The following is a 14,520-nucleotide window of genomic DNA, read 5'->3' as shown; positions in this document are numbered from 1 at the left end:
TACAGGGGGAAGGGAACAGACTGATGACAGTCTGACCAATGGTGACGGTAGGCTTGCACGCCGCTTGGGCGGCGCATCGCGAGCAAGGCTCGCTCCTACGGGATTCGTAAATGCCCGGTAGGAGCGAGCCTTGCTCGCGATGGGGCCATCAGCCCAGGGCTGGTGTGCGCGGCGGGATCATGCGGCGCGAGCCGGTCGCCTCGAAGGCGGCGGCGAAGCTCAGCAGCGCATTGTCGCTGTAGGCCTTGCCGGCAAAAGTCAGCCCCACCGGCATGCCGATATCGGCCATCACGCCCATCGGCACGGTCACGGTCGGTACGCCCAGGTGACGGATGGCCAGGTTGCCGTTGGCCACCCAGATACCGTTGCTCCAGGCGATATCGGCCGAGGCCGGGTTGACGTCGGCGTCGGCCGGGCCCACGTCGGCCACGGTCGGGAACAGCACCGCGTCCAGGCCCTGGGCGTCCATCCAGTCTTCCAGGTCGAGCTTGCGGGTCTGCTCCAGGCCGCGCAGGCCGTCGGGCAGGGTCTCGATCTGGTCCCAGGTCTTCAGGCCGCGCTTGGCCATGTTGACGTACTCGTCCATGCCGGCGGCCAGGTCATCCTCACGGTTGGGCAGGGTGCCCGGGTCGTGGGGGAAGATCTGCGGGCCGTCGACATCGGCCAGGCGATTGAGCTTGGGGTCGTCGTTGGCGCGCAGGAAATCATCGAAGCCCCAGCCGGACAGTTCCCACAGTTCGTCATGCAGGAATGCCTGGCTGACGATGCCGCGGTTGTACACCGTCGGTGCGCCCGGGCGGTCGCCTTCGCAGTTGGACACCAGCGGGAAGTCCACTTCCAGCACTTCGGCGCCGGCCGCTTCCAGGGCCTGGCGCGCCTGCTTCCACAGCTCGATGACGCTGGCACGGGTGTTGATGCGCTGCCCGGTCGGGCCGCCAATGCCAGGTTTCTCGGAGGTGCCCGCCTGGTCGTCGGCATTGATGTACATGCGCGGTACGCCGAAACGCTTGCCCTTGACGGCGCTGGCGTCGACTGCGAGGTCAAGGTAGGAGGCCGGGCGCACGCTGGAAGCGGCCGGGATCGGTACCCAAGGCTGCAGGCGCCACAGGTCGCCACGCGTGTCCGCGTCGTCGGCGACCACCACGTCGAGAATCTCCAGCAGGTCGGCCATGGTCCGGGCGTAAGGCACCACCACGTCCATGGTCGGGGTCAGCGGCCAGTTGCCACGTACCGAAATCACCCCACGCGACGGGGTGTAGGCGCACAGGCCATTGTTGGAGGCCGGGCCACGGCCGCTCGACCAGGTTTCCTCGGCCAGGCCGAAGGCGCTGAAGCTGGCCGCGGTGGCGCTGCCGGCACCGTTGGACGAGCCGGAGGCGAAGGGCGCGGTCAGGTAGGCGGGGTTGTACGGGCTCTCGGCGCGGCCATAGACGCCACGCTGCATGCCACCATTGGCCATCGGCGGCATGTTGGTCTTGCCCAGGCACACGGCACCGGCGGCGCGCAGGCGCTCGATGGTGAAGGCGTCGCGCTGGGCGACCAGGTCCTTGAAGGCCGGGCTGCCGGAGGCGGCAGTCAGGCCCTTGACCAGGTAGCTGTCCTTGGCGGTGTAGGGGATGCCATCCAGCGGGCTCAGGGTCTGGCCCTGGGCGCGACGGGCGTCGGAAGCTTCGGCTTCCTTGAGCGCTTCGGGGTTGCGCACCACCACGGCGTTCAGAGCGGTGGCGGTGTCGGCTCCATCGTAGGCGTCGATGCGTGCCAGGTAGGCCTTGACCAGCTCGACCGCCGTCGTGCGGCCCGCTTCGAGCGCGTCGCGCAGCTCGGCAATGGAAACCTCGGTTACCTCGATCATGCTTTCACCAAAAAATGTGCAGGTGGGGGCTAGTGCGAGGAGTGTACAAGAAGGGATCAGGGGTGGGAGGTTTGCGCAGGAGAAATGGTTTTTTGCAGTGCGGCATTGTCGGGGCCGCAGCGCGGCCCCTTTGCACTCAGTCCAGATCCGCCGCCGAATGCCGTTCAGGCAACTGGCTGGCCTCATCGCCCCAGGTCCGGTTGACCCGGGTGCCACGCTGCACCGCCGGCCGCAGGGCGATCTCCTCGGCCCAGCGCAACACCTGTGGATACTCTTCCACCGCCAGGAACTCCGCCGCGCCATACAGGTTGCCGCGTACCAGCTGGCCATACCACGGCCACACGGCGATATCGGCAATGCTGTACTCATTGCCACCGAGGTAGCGGCTGATCGCCAGGCGCCGCTCCAGCACATCCAGCTGGCGCTTGGCTTCCATGGTGAAGCGGTTGATGGCGTACTCGATCTTTTCCGGCGCATACACGTAGAAGTGGCCGAAGCCGCCGCCCAGATACGGCGCCGAGCCCATCTGCCAGAACAGCCAGTTGAGGGTCTCGGTGCGCGCGGCCGGGGCCTTGGGCAGGAAGGCGCCGAACTTTTCCGCCAGGTGCAGCAGGATCGAACCCGACTCGAACACCCGCACCGGTGGCTCGACGCTGCGGTCGAGCAGGGCGGGGATCTTCGAGTTGGGGTTGACCTCGACGAAGCCGCTGGAGAACTGGTCGCCATCACCGATGCGGATCAGCCAGGCGTCGTACTCGGCGCCGCTGTGGCCAAGGGCGAGCAGTTCCTCCAGCAGGATGGTGACCTTGACGCCGTTGGGCGTGGCCAGGGAGTACAGCTGCAAGGGGTGCTTGCCGACCGGCAGGTCCCGCTCATGGGTCGGCCCGGCGATCGGCCGGTTGATGCTGGCGAACTGGCCGCCGGACGCGGCATCGTTGCGCCAGACCTTGGGCGGGACGTAAGAGGGCTTGCTCATGCAGGAATCTCCTTGGAAGACGCGAAAACCGTCACGTAAAGACGTGGACCTGCATCTATGCCACGGGTTCGCGCAAAAGCGCAATTGCATTGGCCGCAGGCGCCAGTTGCATGGCGCAGGCTGCGCGCTAGAGCGGCCACAGTTGCGCGGAGATCAGGCGGTCATAGGACAGGCTGCAACGTGTGCCGGACACGGTGCGGTAGTGCACGCGCCTGTCGAGTGCATCGATCCGCGAGGCGGTGCCGTGCACCAGGCACAGGTTGCTGCGCGCAAGCGCTTGCTGCAGCTCGGCCTGGGGCGTCAGCAGCGTCACCTGGGCATCCCTGCCAGACTGCAACTGCAATTGGCGAATAGCGCTCAGGGCGCTCCATGGGCCGGCGACGCCGGCGCCAATGATCAGGATATTGTTCATCGTTGTGCTCCTGGGAAAGTCAGTAAGACAAGGTAGACCCTAATTGCAGGCAACGATGTTACGGGGCCAGTCGGCAGCTCTTTTGCGCCCAGGCCCCAGCTCCTGGGCGTCAGTGCGCTTCTGGCACGATCATGCTGGCCGGCGCTTCGGCGGCCCGCCGGCGCGCCACGCAGTAGTACAGCACGCTCGGCACCAGCAGCCCGATCAGCCACGACACATCCACGCCACCAAGATGCGCGACCATGGGCCCGGTGTACAGCTTGGTATCGATGAACGGCATCTGCACCAGCACCCCCAGGGTGTAGACGCTGATGCCCGGCCAGTTCCAGCGGCCGTAGCGGCCATTGGGGTCGGCCAGGGCGGGGATGTCGTAGCGTTCCTGGGTGATGAAGTAGTAGTCCACCAGATTGACGGCGCTCCACGGCACGAAGAAGGTCAGCAGGAACAGGATGAACGACTTGAATGCGCTGAGGAACGAATGCTGGCCGAGCAGGGCCACCAGGGTGGCGGCGCCGACGATGGCCAGCACGAATACCAGGCGCTGCACGCGGCTGATCGCCAGGTGGCCACGAAAGCCGCTGATGATGGTGGCGATGCACATGAAGCTGCCATAGGAGTTCAGCGTCGAGATGGTCACCTTGCCGAACGCGATGCTGAAGAACAGCAGCGCGGCGGTGGTGCCGGCGCCACCGAGGCCGACAATGTACGCCACCTCATGCCCGGAGAACTGCCCGCCGGCAATGGCTGCGGCGAACACGCCAAGGACCATCGAGGCCTGGGCGCCGATCACCGAGCCCAGGCCTGCGGCGAGGAAGGTTTTCACCGGCGAGGTGCTGCTCGGCAGGTAGCGCGAGTAGTCCGCCACGTAAGGGCCGAAGGCGATCTGCCAGGACGCGGCCAGCGACACCGCGAGCAGGAAGGTAGCCCAGCTGAAATGGCGGTTCTCCAGGAGCTGGCCGATGTCGGCGAGCAGCAGGATGCGGCTGAACAGGTAGACGAAGGCAATGATGCCGAGCACGCTGGCGACCCGGCCGATCCAGTGGATCACCCGGTAGCCGGCGAGGGTGGCGAGCACGATCACCGAGGCGAAGATCAATATGCCGGTGCTGTCGCTGACACTGAGCAGTTGGCCGATGGCCTGCCCGGACAGCACCGTGCCGGTGGCGGTGAAGCCCATGTACATCAGGCATACCAGCACCATCGGAATGGCCGCGCCGTAGACGCCGAACTGCACCCGGCTGGAAATCATCTGCGGCAAGCCCAGGCGCGGGCCCTGGGCCGCATGCAGGGCCATCACCGCGCCGCCGATCAGCTGGCCGACCAGCAGGCCGATCAGCGACCAGAACACGTCGCCGCCCAGCACCACGGCCAGGGCACCGGTGACGATGGCGGTAATCTGCAGGTTGGCGCCGAGCCACAGGGTGAATTGGCTGTACAGCCTGCCATGGCGTTCGGCTTCGGGAATGTAGTCGATGGAACGCCGTTCGAGCACGGATTTGCGAGACATTGAGGGGCTCCACTTCATTGTTTTTGTGCGGGAGAAAAGGCCACTGCCGGTGCGCCGGGCGAGTGACTTCCATCCGATATGAGCATGTCTATACAAGTAAGGTCAAGTGAAGTGTGTGGGCCGTAACAGCCCAGCTGTTGCGTAAGGGTTGGTGGCAACTGTGCTGGTCCATGTGCGGAAAATGGCCTTATGCTGTTACGAAATATGTCTAGAACGCCTGAAGAAGGATGGTGCAATGCCGCTCAAGGACCTGCTGATCGCCCTGGTGGTGATCGTCGCCTGGGGAGTCAATTTCGTGGTCATCAAGGTCGGCCTCGATGGCCTGCCGCCGATGCTGCTCGGAGCATTGCGCTTTTTGCTGGTGGCGTTCCCGGCCATCCTCCTGGTCAAGCGGCCAAAGCTGCCATGGCGCTGGCTGATCGCCTATGGCGCGACGATCTCGCTCGGGCAGTTCGCCTTCCTTTTCCAGGCCATGTACAGCGGCATGCCGCCGGGGCTGGCATCGCTGGTGCTGCAATCGCAGGCGTTCTTCACCTTGGGCTTCGCCGCACTGTTCCTGGGTGAACGGCTGCGCATGGCCAGCGTGCTTGGCCTGGCGGTGGCGGCCAGCGGCCTGGCGTTGATCGGCAGCGAGGACAGCGGCCACGTGCCGCTGGTGGCGTTGCTGCTGACCCTGTGCGGCGGGGCCATGTGGGGCATGGGCAACATCATCACCCGCCGTTTCGGCTCGGTGGACCTGGTGGCGCTGGTGATCTGGGGCGGGCTGATTCCACCACTGCCGTTCCTGGCCCTGTCGTGGTGGCTGGAAGGGCCGGAGCGGATCGGCCATGCGCTGGCCAACATCAGCTGGAGTTCGGTACTGGCGCTGGCCTACCTGGCGTTCGTCGCCACCATGGTTGGCTACAGCCTGTGGAGCAAGCTGTTGTCGCGCCACCCGGCCGGCAAGGTGGCGCCGTTCTCGCTGCTGGTACCGGTGATCGGCTTGAGCTCGTCGGCGTGGCTGCTGGGGGAGCGGTTGACGGCGGTGCAGGGCTGGGGCGCGTTGCTGGTGATGCTCGGCTTGCTGGTCAATGTATTCGGGCCGAAACTGGGGCGGCGCCTGCGGGCGGCCAGCGCACACTAGGTTGCCGCGAAGCGGCTGGCGCATTTGGTAGACTTGGCCTTTTGGCCAGGCCAAGGAGCTCCCCATGATCATCTCCACCACCAGCCAGCTCGAAGGCCGCCCGATCGCCGAATACCTCGGCGTGGTCAGCTCCGAATCGGTGCAGGGCATCAACTTCGTGCGCGATTTCTTCGCACGTTTTCGCGATTTCTTCGGCGGCCGTTCGCAGACCCTGGAAAGCGCCCTGCGCGAAGCCCGCGAGCAGGCCACCGAGGAACTCAAGGCACGGGCACGGCAGTTGCAAGCCGATGCAGTGGTTGGCGTCGACTTCGAGATCAGCATGCCTTCGGTACAGGGCGGCATGGTCGTGGTGTTCGCCACTGGTACTGCCGTGAGGCTGAAATAAGCCAGTTGCCATTGGTCGGGCGCGTAAGGTTCGTCCGGGCAGTCCGCAACTGACCGACTAGTCTCACTGCTTCGGGTCGCGTTTCCAGGTGGGGCTTTTCTTGCCGACGCGGCTGCCACTGAAGGGAGACAGGGCATGAGCGAGTCCTTTTTCGAAGACATGAACGATGCGTTCCCCATCAACAGCCAGGTGCGCTGCGGTCAGGCGGATCTGCGCCTGGGGTTCGCCCACATGACCCTGGACGAGTCGGAGCAGCTCAAGCCGGCTCACCAGCAACGCAGCAAGAGGGGGCGCTTCACGCTGCGGGTACCTGCCCGGAAGTGATCCGGCGAAAAAGTCAACCTGCTCACACAACCCCGCCGAACGGCGGGGTTTTTGTTGGTATTGCTTGATCCTGCTCATGGTAATGGCGGGTTGCGCTCGCCGAGCCGCCTCAGCTGTGGTCTGCTGGCGCGGCATTCGAGGAACGGGAGATTTCCATGCGAGTCAGGGACGAGATCTATTGGCAGTGGGCCGATCTGCAGCTGCACTGCCGCTGCCATGAAGAAGCGCTGAGTGATGGCACTTCCCTCGATGTACAGGTGCGCCTGTCACGGCTGGGGGCGACGCAGCTGTTTCTCGGGTTGTACGGGCGGGACGGGCGGGCGTTGCTGGAAGAGTACTATCCGACACGCCCCGGGGAGACCATGACCCGCGCGCTGGTGTGGGGTGTCGACCGTGCCCGGGCACTGGCCACCGGTGCCATGCCCATGCCACGGCAGCAGCGGCGGGCATGAAAAAGCCCGGCCTATTCGGGCCGGGCTCCAGAAGGGTGTCGCCCGTCAGTTGAGCGGTTCGATCACCTTGACTGCCTGCCGCTCACGGGCGGCGGGCCATTCTTGTTGCAGGGTCTGCAGCACGCGGCCGACGAACTCGGTGTCGGCGGCGGCCTTCTTGCCGACGTAGCCCTGGCCACGGCGGTAGACCTTGAAGCGGGCGCGCATGCTGGGCAGGTGCGCTTCGAATTCATCTTCGACCGTGTTCGGCGGCAGGCGGTCGAGGCGTACCTCGCCGGTCTGGCTGACCCACAGCAGGTGGTCGTCAAGGCTGTCCTTGCGTCCAGCGAACAGCTGAGCCAATTGGTCGATCGTCGGTTTGTCGTTCAAGTTCATCATAAAGCCCCCATCACCTATTTGTTGTTGATTGTCACAGTTGGCGCCACAGGTTGTAGCGCACTACCAAGGCTGCTACAGCAGCATCGCAACAGGGGCTTTCTCACGCTGCCTTTTGGACAGATTCCCTCTCCACGGACGGTTTGCGTTACCGCGCAAGCCGTCTGGAACACCCTTGCCACCGCTCCCGATCAGGGAGACGGCCTCATCATGCACAAGCGCGCAGAACGGCGTCAACCGTTTTGTAGTGAATATTTTTATGCACTACATCTTGTCGGACAATCCTTCCTGAACTACTCCCGGTGGCCCAGCTGGGAGAGAATCTCGTAGGCCGCACGCACCCGCGCTTCGTTGGGGTAGTTGCGGTTGGCGAGCAGCACGATGGCCTTGCCCTCGGACGGGATGAACGCGGCGTAGGCGCCGAAACCGTTGGTGGAGCCGGTCTTGTTGTACCAGGCTGCGGGCAGGGCGGGCAGCGCCGGGTTCAGGCGCCGAGTGGCCTGGGGTTCGCGGATGAGCCGCGGGCTGTTGCCGTCCACCAGGGTGTCCAGGCTGGCGGGGTAGGGGTAGCGTTCCCAGCCCAGGCCCTGAGTCATGGTACCGACCTGGAAATAGCCGGCCTGGGTGATGGCCGTGGCTTTGCGCAGGGCGGGCGAAAGCTCCGCAGGCTGCATGTTCAGGCGCACGAAACGCAGCAGGTCGCTGGCGCTGGTCTTGATGCCGTAGGCTTCGTCCGCATAGGGTCCGGGGCCGACGCGTACCGGCTGGTTCTGTGCGTCATAGCCTTGGGCGTACAGGCCTTGCTCGGTTTTCGGCACTTGCAGGTAGGTATGTTTCAGGCCCATCCGTGGCAACAGCTGGTTGTTCATGATGTCGGCAAAGGGCTGCTGCTGTGCCCTTGCTGCCAGGTCGCCGAACAGGCCCAGGCTCGCGTTGGAGTAGCAGCGCCGGGTACCGTGTTCGCTGCGTGGCTTCCAGGCGCTGAAGAATGCCAGTACCTGCTCCGGGCTTTGTACGTCATCCGGCAACTGCAACGGCAGGCAGTCGGCGCTGTAGGCGCCGAACTCCAGCACGCTGAGCTTGCCCAGGGGAGCGCCAGCCAGTGCTGGTTGGTAGCGCTGGGCGGGGGCTTCGAGGTCCAGCTTGCCTTCTGCGCTGGCCAGGGCGGCCAAGGTCGCGGTGTAGGTCTTGCTCAGCGAGCCGATTTCGAACAGCGTGTCGGGGCTTACCGGTTGGCCGTCGGCCTTGCTAGCCACGCCATAGCTGAAGTAGTACGCCTGGCGATTGGCGTAGACGGCAACGGCCATGCCGGCGATGTCCTGCTGCTTCATCAAGGGCCGGATGACGTCGTCCACCCGGGCTTGCAGCGGCTCGGTGGCGTACGCCGGGGCGACAGCCATGGCGAGCAGCAAGGGGGCGAGGCGGGCGTAAGGCATGCAGAGGTCCTTTTCAGGCAGGTGTCCGTTGGGCGATACCGATGGGGCTACCGGCGTTAGCGGGAAAAAACGCTAGACCTTATCGTGTGCCCCTGCACAACGACAAGATGGAAACTGTTATGAAGTATTTGCGCATGTTGTTCGACAATTTCACCCTGTGCCTGCTCGGGACGGTGGCGATCGCCTCCGTGCTGCCTTGCTCGGGCGACGGCGCGGTGTATTTCGGCTGGCTGACCAACCTGGCCATCGGCCTGCTGTTCTTCCTGCACGGCGCCAAGCTGTCGCGTGAGGCGATCGTTGCCGGCGCCGGCCACTGGCGCCTGCACCTGCTGGTGTTTTCATGCACCTTCGTGATGTTCCCGTTGCTGGGCCTGGCATTCAAGCCACTGTTCGTGCCGCTGGTGGGCAACGACCTGTACCTGGGCGTGCTGTACCTGTGTGCCTTGCCCGCCACCGTGCAGTCGGCCATCGCCTTCACTTCGCTGGCCCGCGGCAATGTGCCGGCAGCCATCTGCAGCGCCGCGGCGTCCAGCCTGATCGGTATCTTCCTGACGCCGTTGCTGGTGGTGATGCTGCTGGGTGCCAGCGGCGATACCGGTTCGGGGCTCGATGCGGTGCTGAAGATTACCCTGCAACTGCTGGTGCCGTTCGTGGCCGGGCAGATCGCGCGGCGCTGGATCGGCGCCTGGGTGAAGAAGAACGCCCGCTGGCTGAAGATGACGGACCAGGGCTCGATCCTGCTGGTGGTGTACACCGCCTTCAGCGAGGCAGTGGTGACCGGCCTGTGGCACACGGTTTCGCCGCAGCACCTGGCGGGCCTTTTCGCCGTGTGCGGGATCCTGCTGGCGGTGGTGCTGCTGGCTACGCGTGTGCTGGGCAAGGTACTGGGCTTCAGCCTGGAAGACCGCATCACCATTCTGTTCGCCGGCTCGAAGAAGAGCCTGGCCACTGGCGTGCCAATGGCGCAGGTGCTGTTCGTCGGTAGCGGGATTGGCGCGATGATCCTGCCGCTGATGCTGTTCCACCAGATCCAGCTGATGGTCTGCGCGGTGCTGGCGCAGCGGTATGCCGCGCGTGAGCAGGTGGGTGAGCGGGCGACCGCGTCTTCCTGATGCGTTGATGATGTCTTTGCCGGCCTCTTCGCGGGTAAACCCGCTCCTACAAAAACTGCGATAGCCCTGTAGGAGCGGGTTTACCCGCGAAGAGGCCGACGGGGGTCAACGAGCCTGCCCGGCACTGCGCTCACGCAAAGCCTTCGCCACCTGCGCTTCGATTTCGTAGGCCGGCCCCTCCAGCTCCTCGTAGTTGCGCGTATAGCGCCGGGCGAATTCCTCCACCCCCAGCTGCTGGTACTGCTGCACATGCTTGAGCTCGTGGGCCCACAGCGCCACATTGTCCTCGGCATCGCTGGCCCGGCGGAAAATCACCGTATCGATCAGCGTCACCGCATTTACGTCCGGGTTCTGCAGCAGGGCATTGGCCGCGCTGATCTGCTTTTCGTCGCCGACCCGGTAGCGCGCGGCATCGAGCACGGCGAAGTCGTACCAAGGCTCCAGTTGCGCGCGGATATGCAAGGGGATCGGCTCGCTGCCACTGGCGGCGGCTTCGTCGCGGGCCTGGCGCAGGGCGTAGGCCAGGCTGCCGGAGGCCACGGTCTCGACATCCTTGAGGATCTGCCCGGCCTGGCCAGGGTCGATCGGCGCGCAGAAACAGCCCATCAGGCAGACCTGGTACTGCCCCGGCGGGCAAGCCTGTTCGGCCATCGCCGGTGCGGCCAGCAGCAGCCCGAGCAAGAGATCAACCCGCCTCATTCAACGCCCTTTCGACAAACCCTTTGCTGGCATCCAGCAGTTGCCCTTGAACATCCTCGCTGGCCAGCATGCGCCCGACCACCAGTGCGCCCACGCACTGGCTGATCAGCACCCAGGCCAACGCTGGGTCTTCAAGCGTTTCGCTCCATGCGCCATGCAGCGCCACCAGCCATTGCTCGGCCTCTTCACGCACCGGTCGCTCGGCACGGGCGATCTCCACGCCCAGTGGCGGCAGCGGGCAGCCGCCTTCGGCGTTGTGCAGGTGCGCCAGGCTCAGGTACTGCTGCAGGCAGCGGCCCAGGCGCTCGCGGCTGGCACCCTGGTGAGCCAGGCGGGCCAGCGGGCTGTTGCAGAGCTCCTGGCGCACCACCTCGGTGAACAGGTCGTCCTTGGACGGAAAATGGTTATAGAAGGCGCCGCCGGTCAGGCCGATGGCCTTCATCAACCCGGCCACGCCAGTGCTGGAAAACCCGCCGCGCTTGGCCAGCGCGCCGCTGCTGGCCAGCAGCTTTTCGCGGGTCTGCTGCTTGTGTTCGGTGGAATAGCGCACGGGCAACCTCTACGCACTGGCTTGACGATGGGGGCGATCTTAACATAGCGTTCGTTTACTAAACGATCATTCATCAATGGAGGCAGGCATGGCAGAACAACAAAAAGTGGTGCTGGTGATCGGTGCCGGCGATGCGACCGGTGGCGAGATCACCAAGCGCTTCGCCCGCGAGGGCTACATCGCCTGCGTTACCCGGCGCCAGGTGGAAAAACTGCAGCCGCTGGTCGACGAGATCCGCGCCGCCGGTGGTCAGGCCCACGGCTTTGGCTCGGATGCACGCAAGGAGGAGGACGTTGCCGCACTGATTGAAACCATCGAACGCGATATCGGCCCGATCGAAGCCTTTGTCTTCAATATCGGCGCCAATGTGCCTTGCAGCATCCTTGAAGAAACCCCACGCAAGTACTTCAAGATCTGGGAGATGGCCTGCTTCGCCGGTTTTCTCACCGCCCAGGCCGTGGCGCGCCGCATGGTCACCCGTGAACGTGGCACGATCCTCTTCACCGGCGCCACCGCAGGTACCCGTGGCGCGGCCGGTTTCGCCGCCTTCGCCGGTGCCAAGCACGGCTTGCGTGCCCTGGCCCAGAGCATGGCGCGCGAGCTTGGGCCGAGGAACATCCATGTCGCCCATGTGGTGGTGGACGGCGCCATCGATACGGCGTTCATCCGCGACAGCTTCCCCGAGCGCTATGCCCTGAAAGACCAGGACGGCATCCTCGACCCGGCGCACATCGCCGACAGCTATTGGTTCCTGCATGCCCAGCCGCGCGATGCCTGGACCTTCGAACTCGACCTGCGCCCGTGGATCGAGCGCTGGTAGGCCCTGACTGACCAAGGAGCGTGACCCATGAGCAAGACCGTTGAGTTCTACTTCGACCTGGGCAGCCCGGCCAGTTACCTGGCCTGGACCCAGTTGCCCGCCTTGTGCGCCCGGCATGGCGCCAACCTGGTGTACCGGCCGATGCTGCTCGGCGGGGTGTTCCAGGCCACTGGCAACGCTTCGCCGGCGATGATCCCGGCCAAGGGCCGCTACATGTCCATCGACCTTGGGCGCTTCGCCGCGCGATATGGCGTGCCGTTCGGGCTACCGCCGGGGTTCCCCATCAACACCCTGCACCTGATGCGCGGGTTGATGGGCGTGCAGATGCGCTCACCCGAGCGTTTCGAGGCGCTGCTGGCGGCACTGTTCAACGGGTTGTGGGCGCAGCGGCGCAACCTGGGCGAGCCTGAAAGATTGCACCAGACCCTCCACCAGGCGGGGTTCGACCCGGAGGCCTTGCAAGCCCTGGCGGCGGACGGCGAGGTGAAGGCCGAGCTCAAGCGGGTGACCGAGGAGGCCGTGGCGCGTGGGGTATTCGGTGCGCCAACCTGCTTTGTCGGCGCCGAGATGTTCTTTGGCCAGGACCGCCTGGACTTCGTCGAAGCGGCGCTTGGCTGACGAATACGGGGTTGGCCTCACTGCGGATGAGGCCAGCCCGGCTCAGAAGTTCGCCGGGGTGTTGGCGCTGATGATTTCAGCTTCGTCGGGGCCGATGTTCTTGAAGCTGTGGGGCAGGGTGGTGGGGATGTAGTAGCCATCGCCCGAGCTGAGAATGCTCACCTGGCCATCGACCCACAGTTCGACGGTGCCCCGGGTGACCAGGCCGCATTCCTCGCCTTCGGCATGCACGATCGGCTCGCCCGAGTCGGCGCCCGGCGCATACAGTTCGCGCAGCATGCGCATCTGCCGGGCCTCGACACTGGCGCCGACCAGCAGCATGCGCAGGCCGTTGCGGCCCAGGTCCGGCTGCTCGCCGGCGCGGAACACGAAGCGCTCTTCCCGTACCGGCTCGTCGAAGCTGAAGAACTCCGCCAGGGTCATGGGGATCCCTTCGAGCAGTTTTTTCAGGGAACTGACCGAGGGGCTGACGCGGTTCTGTTCGATCTGCGAGATCGTCGAGTTGGTCAGGCCGCTGCGGCGGGCCAGCTCCCGCTGGGAAAGGTTGTTGCGTTCACGCACCAGTTTGAGTCGTGTCCCCGTGTCCATAGCCGCCTTGTAATCAGAGGTGTTAAAAATAATGGGCGAGGCATTAAAACACACTCTGCACGCTTGCGCGCTGTGCTTCTCAGGCCGCTTGCGCGCGTGGCATCGGCCACAGCCCGACCAGCAACAGCAGCAGGGCGACCGCCAGGAACGGCAGGCGTGGATCGACGGCGTACACCAGCGTGCCGGCGAGCGGGCCGATCACCGCGCCCATGCCCTGGGCGGCGCCGACCGAGCCTGCCGTGGCGCCCTGTTCGCCGGCCTGCATGGCGTTGGCCGCCAGCGCCGAGAAGGCCGGGAAGACGAAGCCCATGCCGGCGGCCGCGACGAAGTAGCAGCCCCACAGCCACGGCGCGCTGTCGGCCAGGGCGCCACAGGCGAAGCCCAGCGCCGAGACGCTGGCACCGACGCGGATCATCTTCAGCGGTGGCCATTGCAGCTGGCGCAGCAGCACCTGGGCCAGGATCAGCGCCACGCCCACCGTGGTCAGGGCGACGCCGGCAGCCTGGGCCGCCTCGGCAGGCCCGAGCCCGAGGCGGTCGAGGGCGAAGAAACCGACCACGATCTGCGACACCGTGACGCTGAGCATGGCACTGAACGCGACCAGCAGCGGCCGACGCAGGCGCGGGTCGCCGAGGCGCACCGGGCTGGGCGCGTGGTTGTGGGCCAGGGGCTGTGGCTTGAGCTTGAACAGCAGTACCAGGAAGGCGCAGGCCGGCAGCAGCGACATCACGTGAAACGGCAGGCTCAGGCTGTGCCGCGCCAGCAGCGCCGCCAGCGCCGGCCCCAGCACCAGGCCGACGGCGTTGGCCGCGCCCAGCGAGGCCATGGCCTGGGCCCGTCGCTGGGGTTCGACATGGTCGGCGATCAGGGCGTTGCAGCCCACCGGGATGGCGGCGTAGAACGCGCCGATGCAACCGCGCGCGAGCATCAGGCCGACGAACGCCAGGGTCGCCCCCGGCAGCCAGCGCAGGGCGCCTTCGACGAACAGGCACAGCAGCCAATAGGCCAGGGTGAAGCCGGCGCTGCCGAGCAGCAGCACCCGGCGCCGGCCCAGGCGGTCTGCGGCGCGTCCCCAGGGCCGGGCCAGCAGCACCCAGACCACGCCAGCCACGGTCACCGCCGCGCCAGCTTGCCAGGTAGCCATGCCGAGCAGGCGGGCGATCGGGCCGATCAGGGCGACGAAGGCCATCATCGACATGGTGCAGGCCATGTTGGCCAGCAGCAGTGGACGTAGATCCAGGGTGCTGGCGGGGGTGAGCAGGGCAGGGTCCTTTGCGACATTCATGGGCAG

At 65.7% G+C, this 14,520-nt stretch carries 16 protein-coding genes and 1 pseudogene; 7 read left to right on the top strand and 10 right to left on the bottom strand.

Translation table 11 applies throughout. From position 1 onward, the window contains the following. Positions 1-148: 148 nt before the first annotated feature. The 4 genes and pseudogenes from ACIP21_RS08315 to ACIP21_RS08300 all read right to left on the bottom strand — a co-directional run bounded on the left by ACIP21_RS08315 (position 149) and on the right by ACIP21_RS08300 (position 4,747). A complete protein-coding gene (locus ACIP21_RS08315; RefSeq protein ID WP_400686268.1) occupies positions 149-1,852 on the bottom strand; it encodes an amidase in 1,704 nt (567 codons plus the stop codon). A gap of 136 nt (positions 1,853-1,988) precedes the next feature. After that, positions 1,989-2,828: a glutathione-dependent disulfide-bond oxidoreductase gene (gene yghU / locus ACIP21_RS08310; protein WP_400686265.1), complete on the bottom strand. Its 840-nt coding sequence runs from the start codon at positions 2,826-2,828 to the stop codon at positions 1,989-1,991. A 145-nt stretch (positions 2,829-2,973) separates the two neighbouring features. Further along, positions 2,974-3,240 (bottom strand): annotated as a pseudogene (locus ACIP21_RS08305) (NAD(P)/FAD-dependent oxidoreductase); the annotation flags it as partial. Positions 3,241-3,349: 109 nt separating this feature from the next. Then, positions 3,350-4,747, bottom strand: coding sequence for a purine-cytosine permease family protein (locus ACIP21_RS08300; protein ID WP_400686262.1), 1,398 nt, complete (start codon positions 4,745-4,747; stop codon positions 3,350-3,352). A 235-nt stretch (positions 4,748-4,982) separates the two neighbouring features. On the opposite strand from ACIP21_RS08300, the gene ACIP21_RS08295 reads away from it, so the two are divergent. From ACIP21_RS08295 to ACIP21_RS08280, 4 genes are all read left to right on the top strand, one after another. After that, positions 4,983-5,870, top strand: coding sequence for an EamA family transporter (locus ACIP21_RS08295; RefSeq protein WP_400686259.1), 888 nt, complete (start codon positions 4,983-4,985; stop codon positions 5,868-5,870). Between the two features lie 64 nt (positions 5,871-5,934). Further along, positions 5,935-6,255, top strand: coding sequence for a YbjQ family protein (locus tag ACIP21_RS08290; protein WP_003258990.1), 321 nt, complete (start codon positions 5,935-5,937; stop codon positions 6,253-6,255). Positions 6,256-6,390: 135 nt separating this feature from the next. Next, positions 6,391-6,579 carry a hypothetical protein gene (locus ACIP21_RS08285; protein ID WP_400686256.1) on the top strand — a complete coding sequence of 63 codons (189 nt, stop codon included), beginning with the start codon at positions 6,391-6,393 and terminating at the stop codon, positions 6,577-6,579. Between the two features lie 155 nt (positions 6,580-6,734). After that, on the top strand, positions 6,735-7,031 hold the full coding sequence (locus ACIP21_RS08280; protein WP_400686253.1) for a hypothetical protein: 297 nt from the start codon (positions 6,735-6,737) through the stop codon (positions 7,029-7,031). A 45-nt stretch (positions 7,032-7,076) separates the two neighbouring features. Here the strand turns inward: ACIP21_RS08280 and ACIP21_RS08275 are convergent, their stop codons facing one another. Beyond that, positions 7,077-7,409, bottom strand: a complete 333-nt coding sequence (locus ACIP21_RS08275) for a hypothetical protein (RefSeq protein WP_400686250.1) — start codon at positions 7,407-7,409, stop codon at positions 7,077-7,079. Between the two features lie 290 nt (positions 7,410-7,699). After that, entirely contained in the window at positions 7,700-8,842 is a 1,143-nt protein-coding gene (gene ampC / locus ACIP21_RS08270; RefSeq protein ID WP_400686247.1) for a class C beta-lactamase, read from the bottom strand. Between the two features lie 107 nt (positions 8,843-8,949). Between ampC and ACIP21_RS08265 the strand changes: the two genes are divergently transcribed. After that, complete coding sequence (locus ACIP21_RS08265; RefSeq protein WP_400686245.1) at positions 8,950-9,954, top strand: bile acid:sodium symporter family protein; 1,005 nt, start codon at positions 8,950-8,952, stop codon at positions 9,952-9,954. 105 nt (positions 9,955-10,059) lie between these two features. Here the strand turns inward: ACIP21_RS08265 and ACIP21_RS08260 are convergent, their stop codons facing one another. Both ACIP21_RS08260 and ACIP21_RS08255 read right to left on the bottom strand, forming a co-directional pair. After that, positions 10,060-10,653, bottom strand: coding sequence for a DUF4157 domain-containing protein (locus ACIP21_RS08260; protein WP_400686242.1), 594 nt, complete (start codon positions 10,651-10,653; stop codon positions 10,060-10,062). Further along, positions 10,640-11,203, bottom strand: a complete 564-nt coding sequence (locus tag ACIP21_RS08255; RefSeq protein WP_400686239.1) for a TetR/AcrR family transcriptional regulator — start codon at positions 11,201-11,203, stop codon at positions 10,640-10,642. The genes ACIP21_RS08260 and ACIP21_RS08255 overlap by 14 nt, the downstream gene beginning before the upstream one ends. Positions 11,204-11,291: 88 nt before the next feature. Here ACIP21_RS08255 and ACIP21_RS08250 point away from each other — a divergent pair, with 88 nt between their 5' ends. Both ACIP21_RS08250 and ACIP21_RS08245 read left to right on the top strand, forming a co-directional pair. Next, the gene (locus ACIP21_RS08250) at positions 11,292-12,023 is read left to right on the top strand and encodes an SDR family oxidoreductase (protein ID WP_400686237.1); all 732 of its coding nucleotides are present in this window, start codon (positions 11,292-11,294) and stop codon (positions 12,021-12,023) included. Positions 12,024-12,050: 27 nt separating this feature from the next. After that, a complete protein-coding gene (locus ACIP21_RS08245; RefSeq protein WP_400686234.1) occupies positions 12,051-12,641 on the top strand; it encodes a 2-hydroxychromene-2-carboxylate isomerase in 591 nt (196 codons plus the stop codon). A gap of 42 nt (positions 12,642-12,683) precedes the next feature. Here the strand turns inward: ACIP21_RS08245 and ACIP21_RS08240 are convergent, their stop codons facing one another. Continuing rightward, a complete protein-coding gene (locus ACIP21_RS08240; protein WP_400686232.1) occupies positions 12,684-13,229 on the bottom strand; it encodes a cupin domain-containing protein in 546 nt (181 codons plus the stop codon). A 79-nt stretch (positions 13,230-13,308) separates the two neighbouring features. After that, positions 13,309-14,514, bottom strand: coding sequence for an MFS transporter (locus ACIP21_RS08235; RefSeq protein ID WP_400686229.1), 1,206 nt, complete (start codon positions 14,512-14,514; stop codon positions 13,309-13,311). Positions 14,515-14,520: the final 6 nt, after the last annotated feature.

The organism is Pseudomonas sp. NPDC089401, assembly GCF_044749485.1.
Classification (GTDB): domain Bacteria; phylum Pseudomonadota; class Gammaproteobacteria; order Pseudomonadales; family Pseudomonadaceae; genus Aquipseudomonas.
This window is presented reverse-complemented; position numbering and strand designations above follow the sequence as displayed.

What these genes read in the sequence shown, in the direction of transcription:
- ACIP21_RS08315 (WP_400686268.1), bottom strand. Translation starts at nt 1,852, where the DNA reads ATGATCGAGGTAACCGAGGTTTCCATTGCCGAGCTGCGCGACGCGCTC.
- yghU (WP_400686265.1), bottom strand. Translation starts at nt 2,828, where the DNA reads ATGAGCAAGCCCTCTTACGTCCCGCCCAAGGTCTGGCGCAACGATGCC.
- ACIP21_RS08300 (WP_400686262.1), bottom strand. Translation starts at nt 4,747, where the DNA reads ATGTCTCGCAAATCCGTGCTCGAACGGCGTTCCATCGACTACATTCCC.
- ACIP21_RS08295 (WP_400686259.1), top strand. Translation starts at nt 4,983, where the DNA reads ATGCCGCTCAAGGACCTGCTGATCGCCCTGGTGGTGATCGTCGCCTGG.
- ACIP21_RS08290 (WP_003258990.1), top strand. Translation starts at nt 5,935, where the DNA reads ATGATCATCTCCACCACCAGCCAGCTCGAAGGCCGCCCGATCGCCGAA.
- ACIP21_RS08285 (WP_400686256.1), top strand. Translation starts at nt 6,391, where the DNA reads ATGAGCGAGTCCTTTTTCGAAGACATGAACGATGCGTTCCCCATCAAC.
- ACIP21_RS08280 (WP_400686253.1), top strand. Translation starts at nt 6,735, where the DNA reads ATGCGAGTCAGGGACGAGATCTATTGGCAGTGGGCCGATCTGCAGCTG.
- ACIP21_RS08275 (WP_400686250.1), bottom strand. Translation starts at nt 7,409, where the DNA reads ATGATGAACTTGAACGACAAACCGACGATCGACCAATTGGCTCAGCTG.
- ampC (WP_400686247.1), bottom strand. Translation starts at nt 8,842, where the DNA reads ATGCCTTACGCCCGCCTCGCCCCCTTGCTGCTCGCCATGGCTGTCGCC.
- ACIP21_RS08265 (WP_400686245.1), top strand. Translation starts at nt 8,950, where the DNA reads ATGGAAACTGTTATGAAGTATTTGCGCATGTTGTTCGACAATTTCACC.
- ACIP21_RS08260 (WP_400686242.1), bottom strand. Translation starts at nt 10,653, where the DNA reads ATGAGGCGGGTTGATCTCTTGCTCGGGCTGCTGCTGGCCGCACCGGCG.
- ACIP21_RS08250 (WP_400686237.1), top strand. Translation starts at nt 11,292, where the DNA reads ATGGCAGAACAACAAAAAGTGGTGCTGGTGATCGGTGCCGGCGATGCG.
- ACIP21_RS08245 (WP_400686234.1), top strand. Translation starts at nt 12,051, where the DNA reads ATGAGCAAGACCGTTGAGTTCTACTTCGACCTGGGCAGCCCGGCCAGT.
- ACIP21_RS08240 (WP_400686232.1), bottom strand. Translation starts at nt 13,229, where the DNA reads ATGGACACGGGGACACGACTCAAACTGGTGCGTGAACGCAACAACCTT.
- ACIP21_RS08235 (WP_400686229.1), bottom strand. Translation starts at nt 14,514, where the DNA reads ATGAATGTCGCAAAGGACCCTGCCCTGCTCACCCCCGCCAGCACCCTG.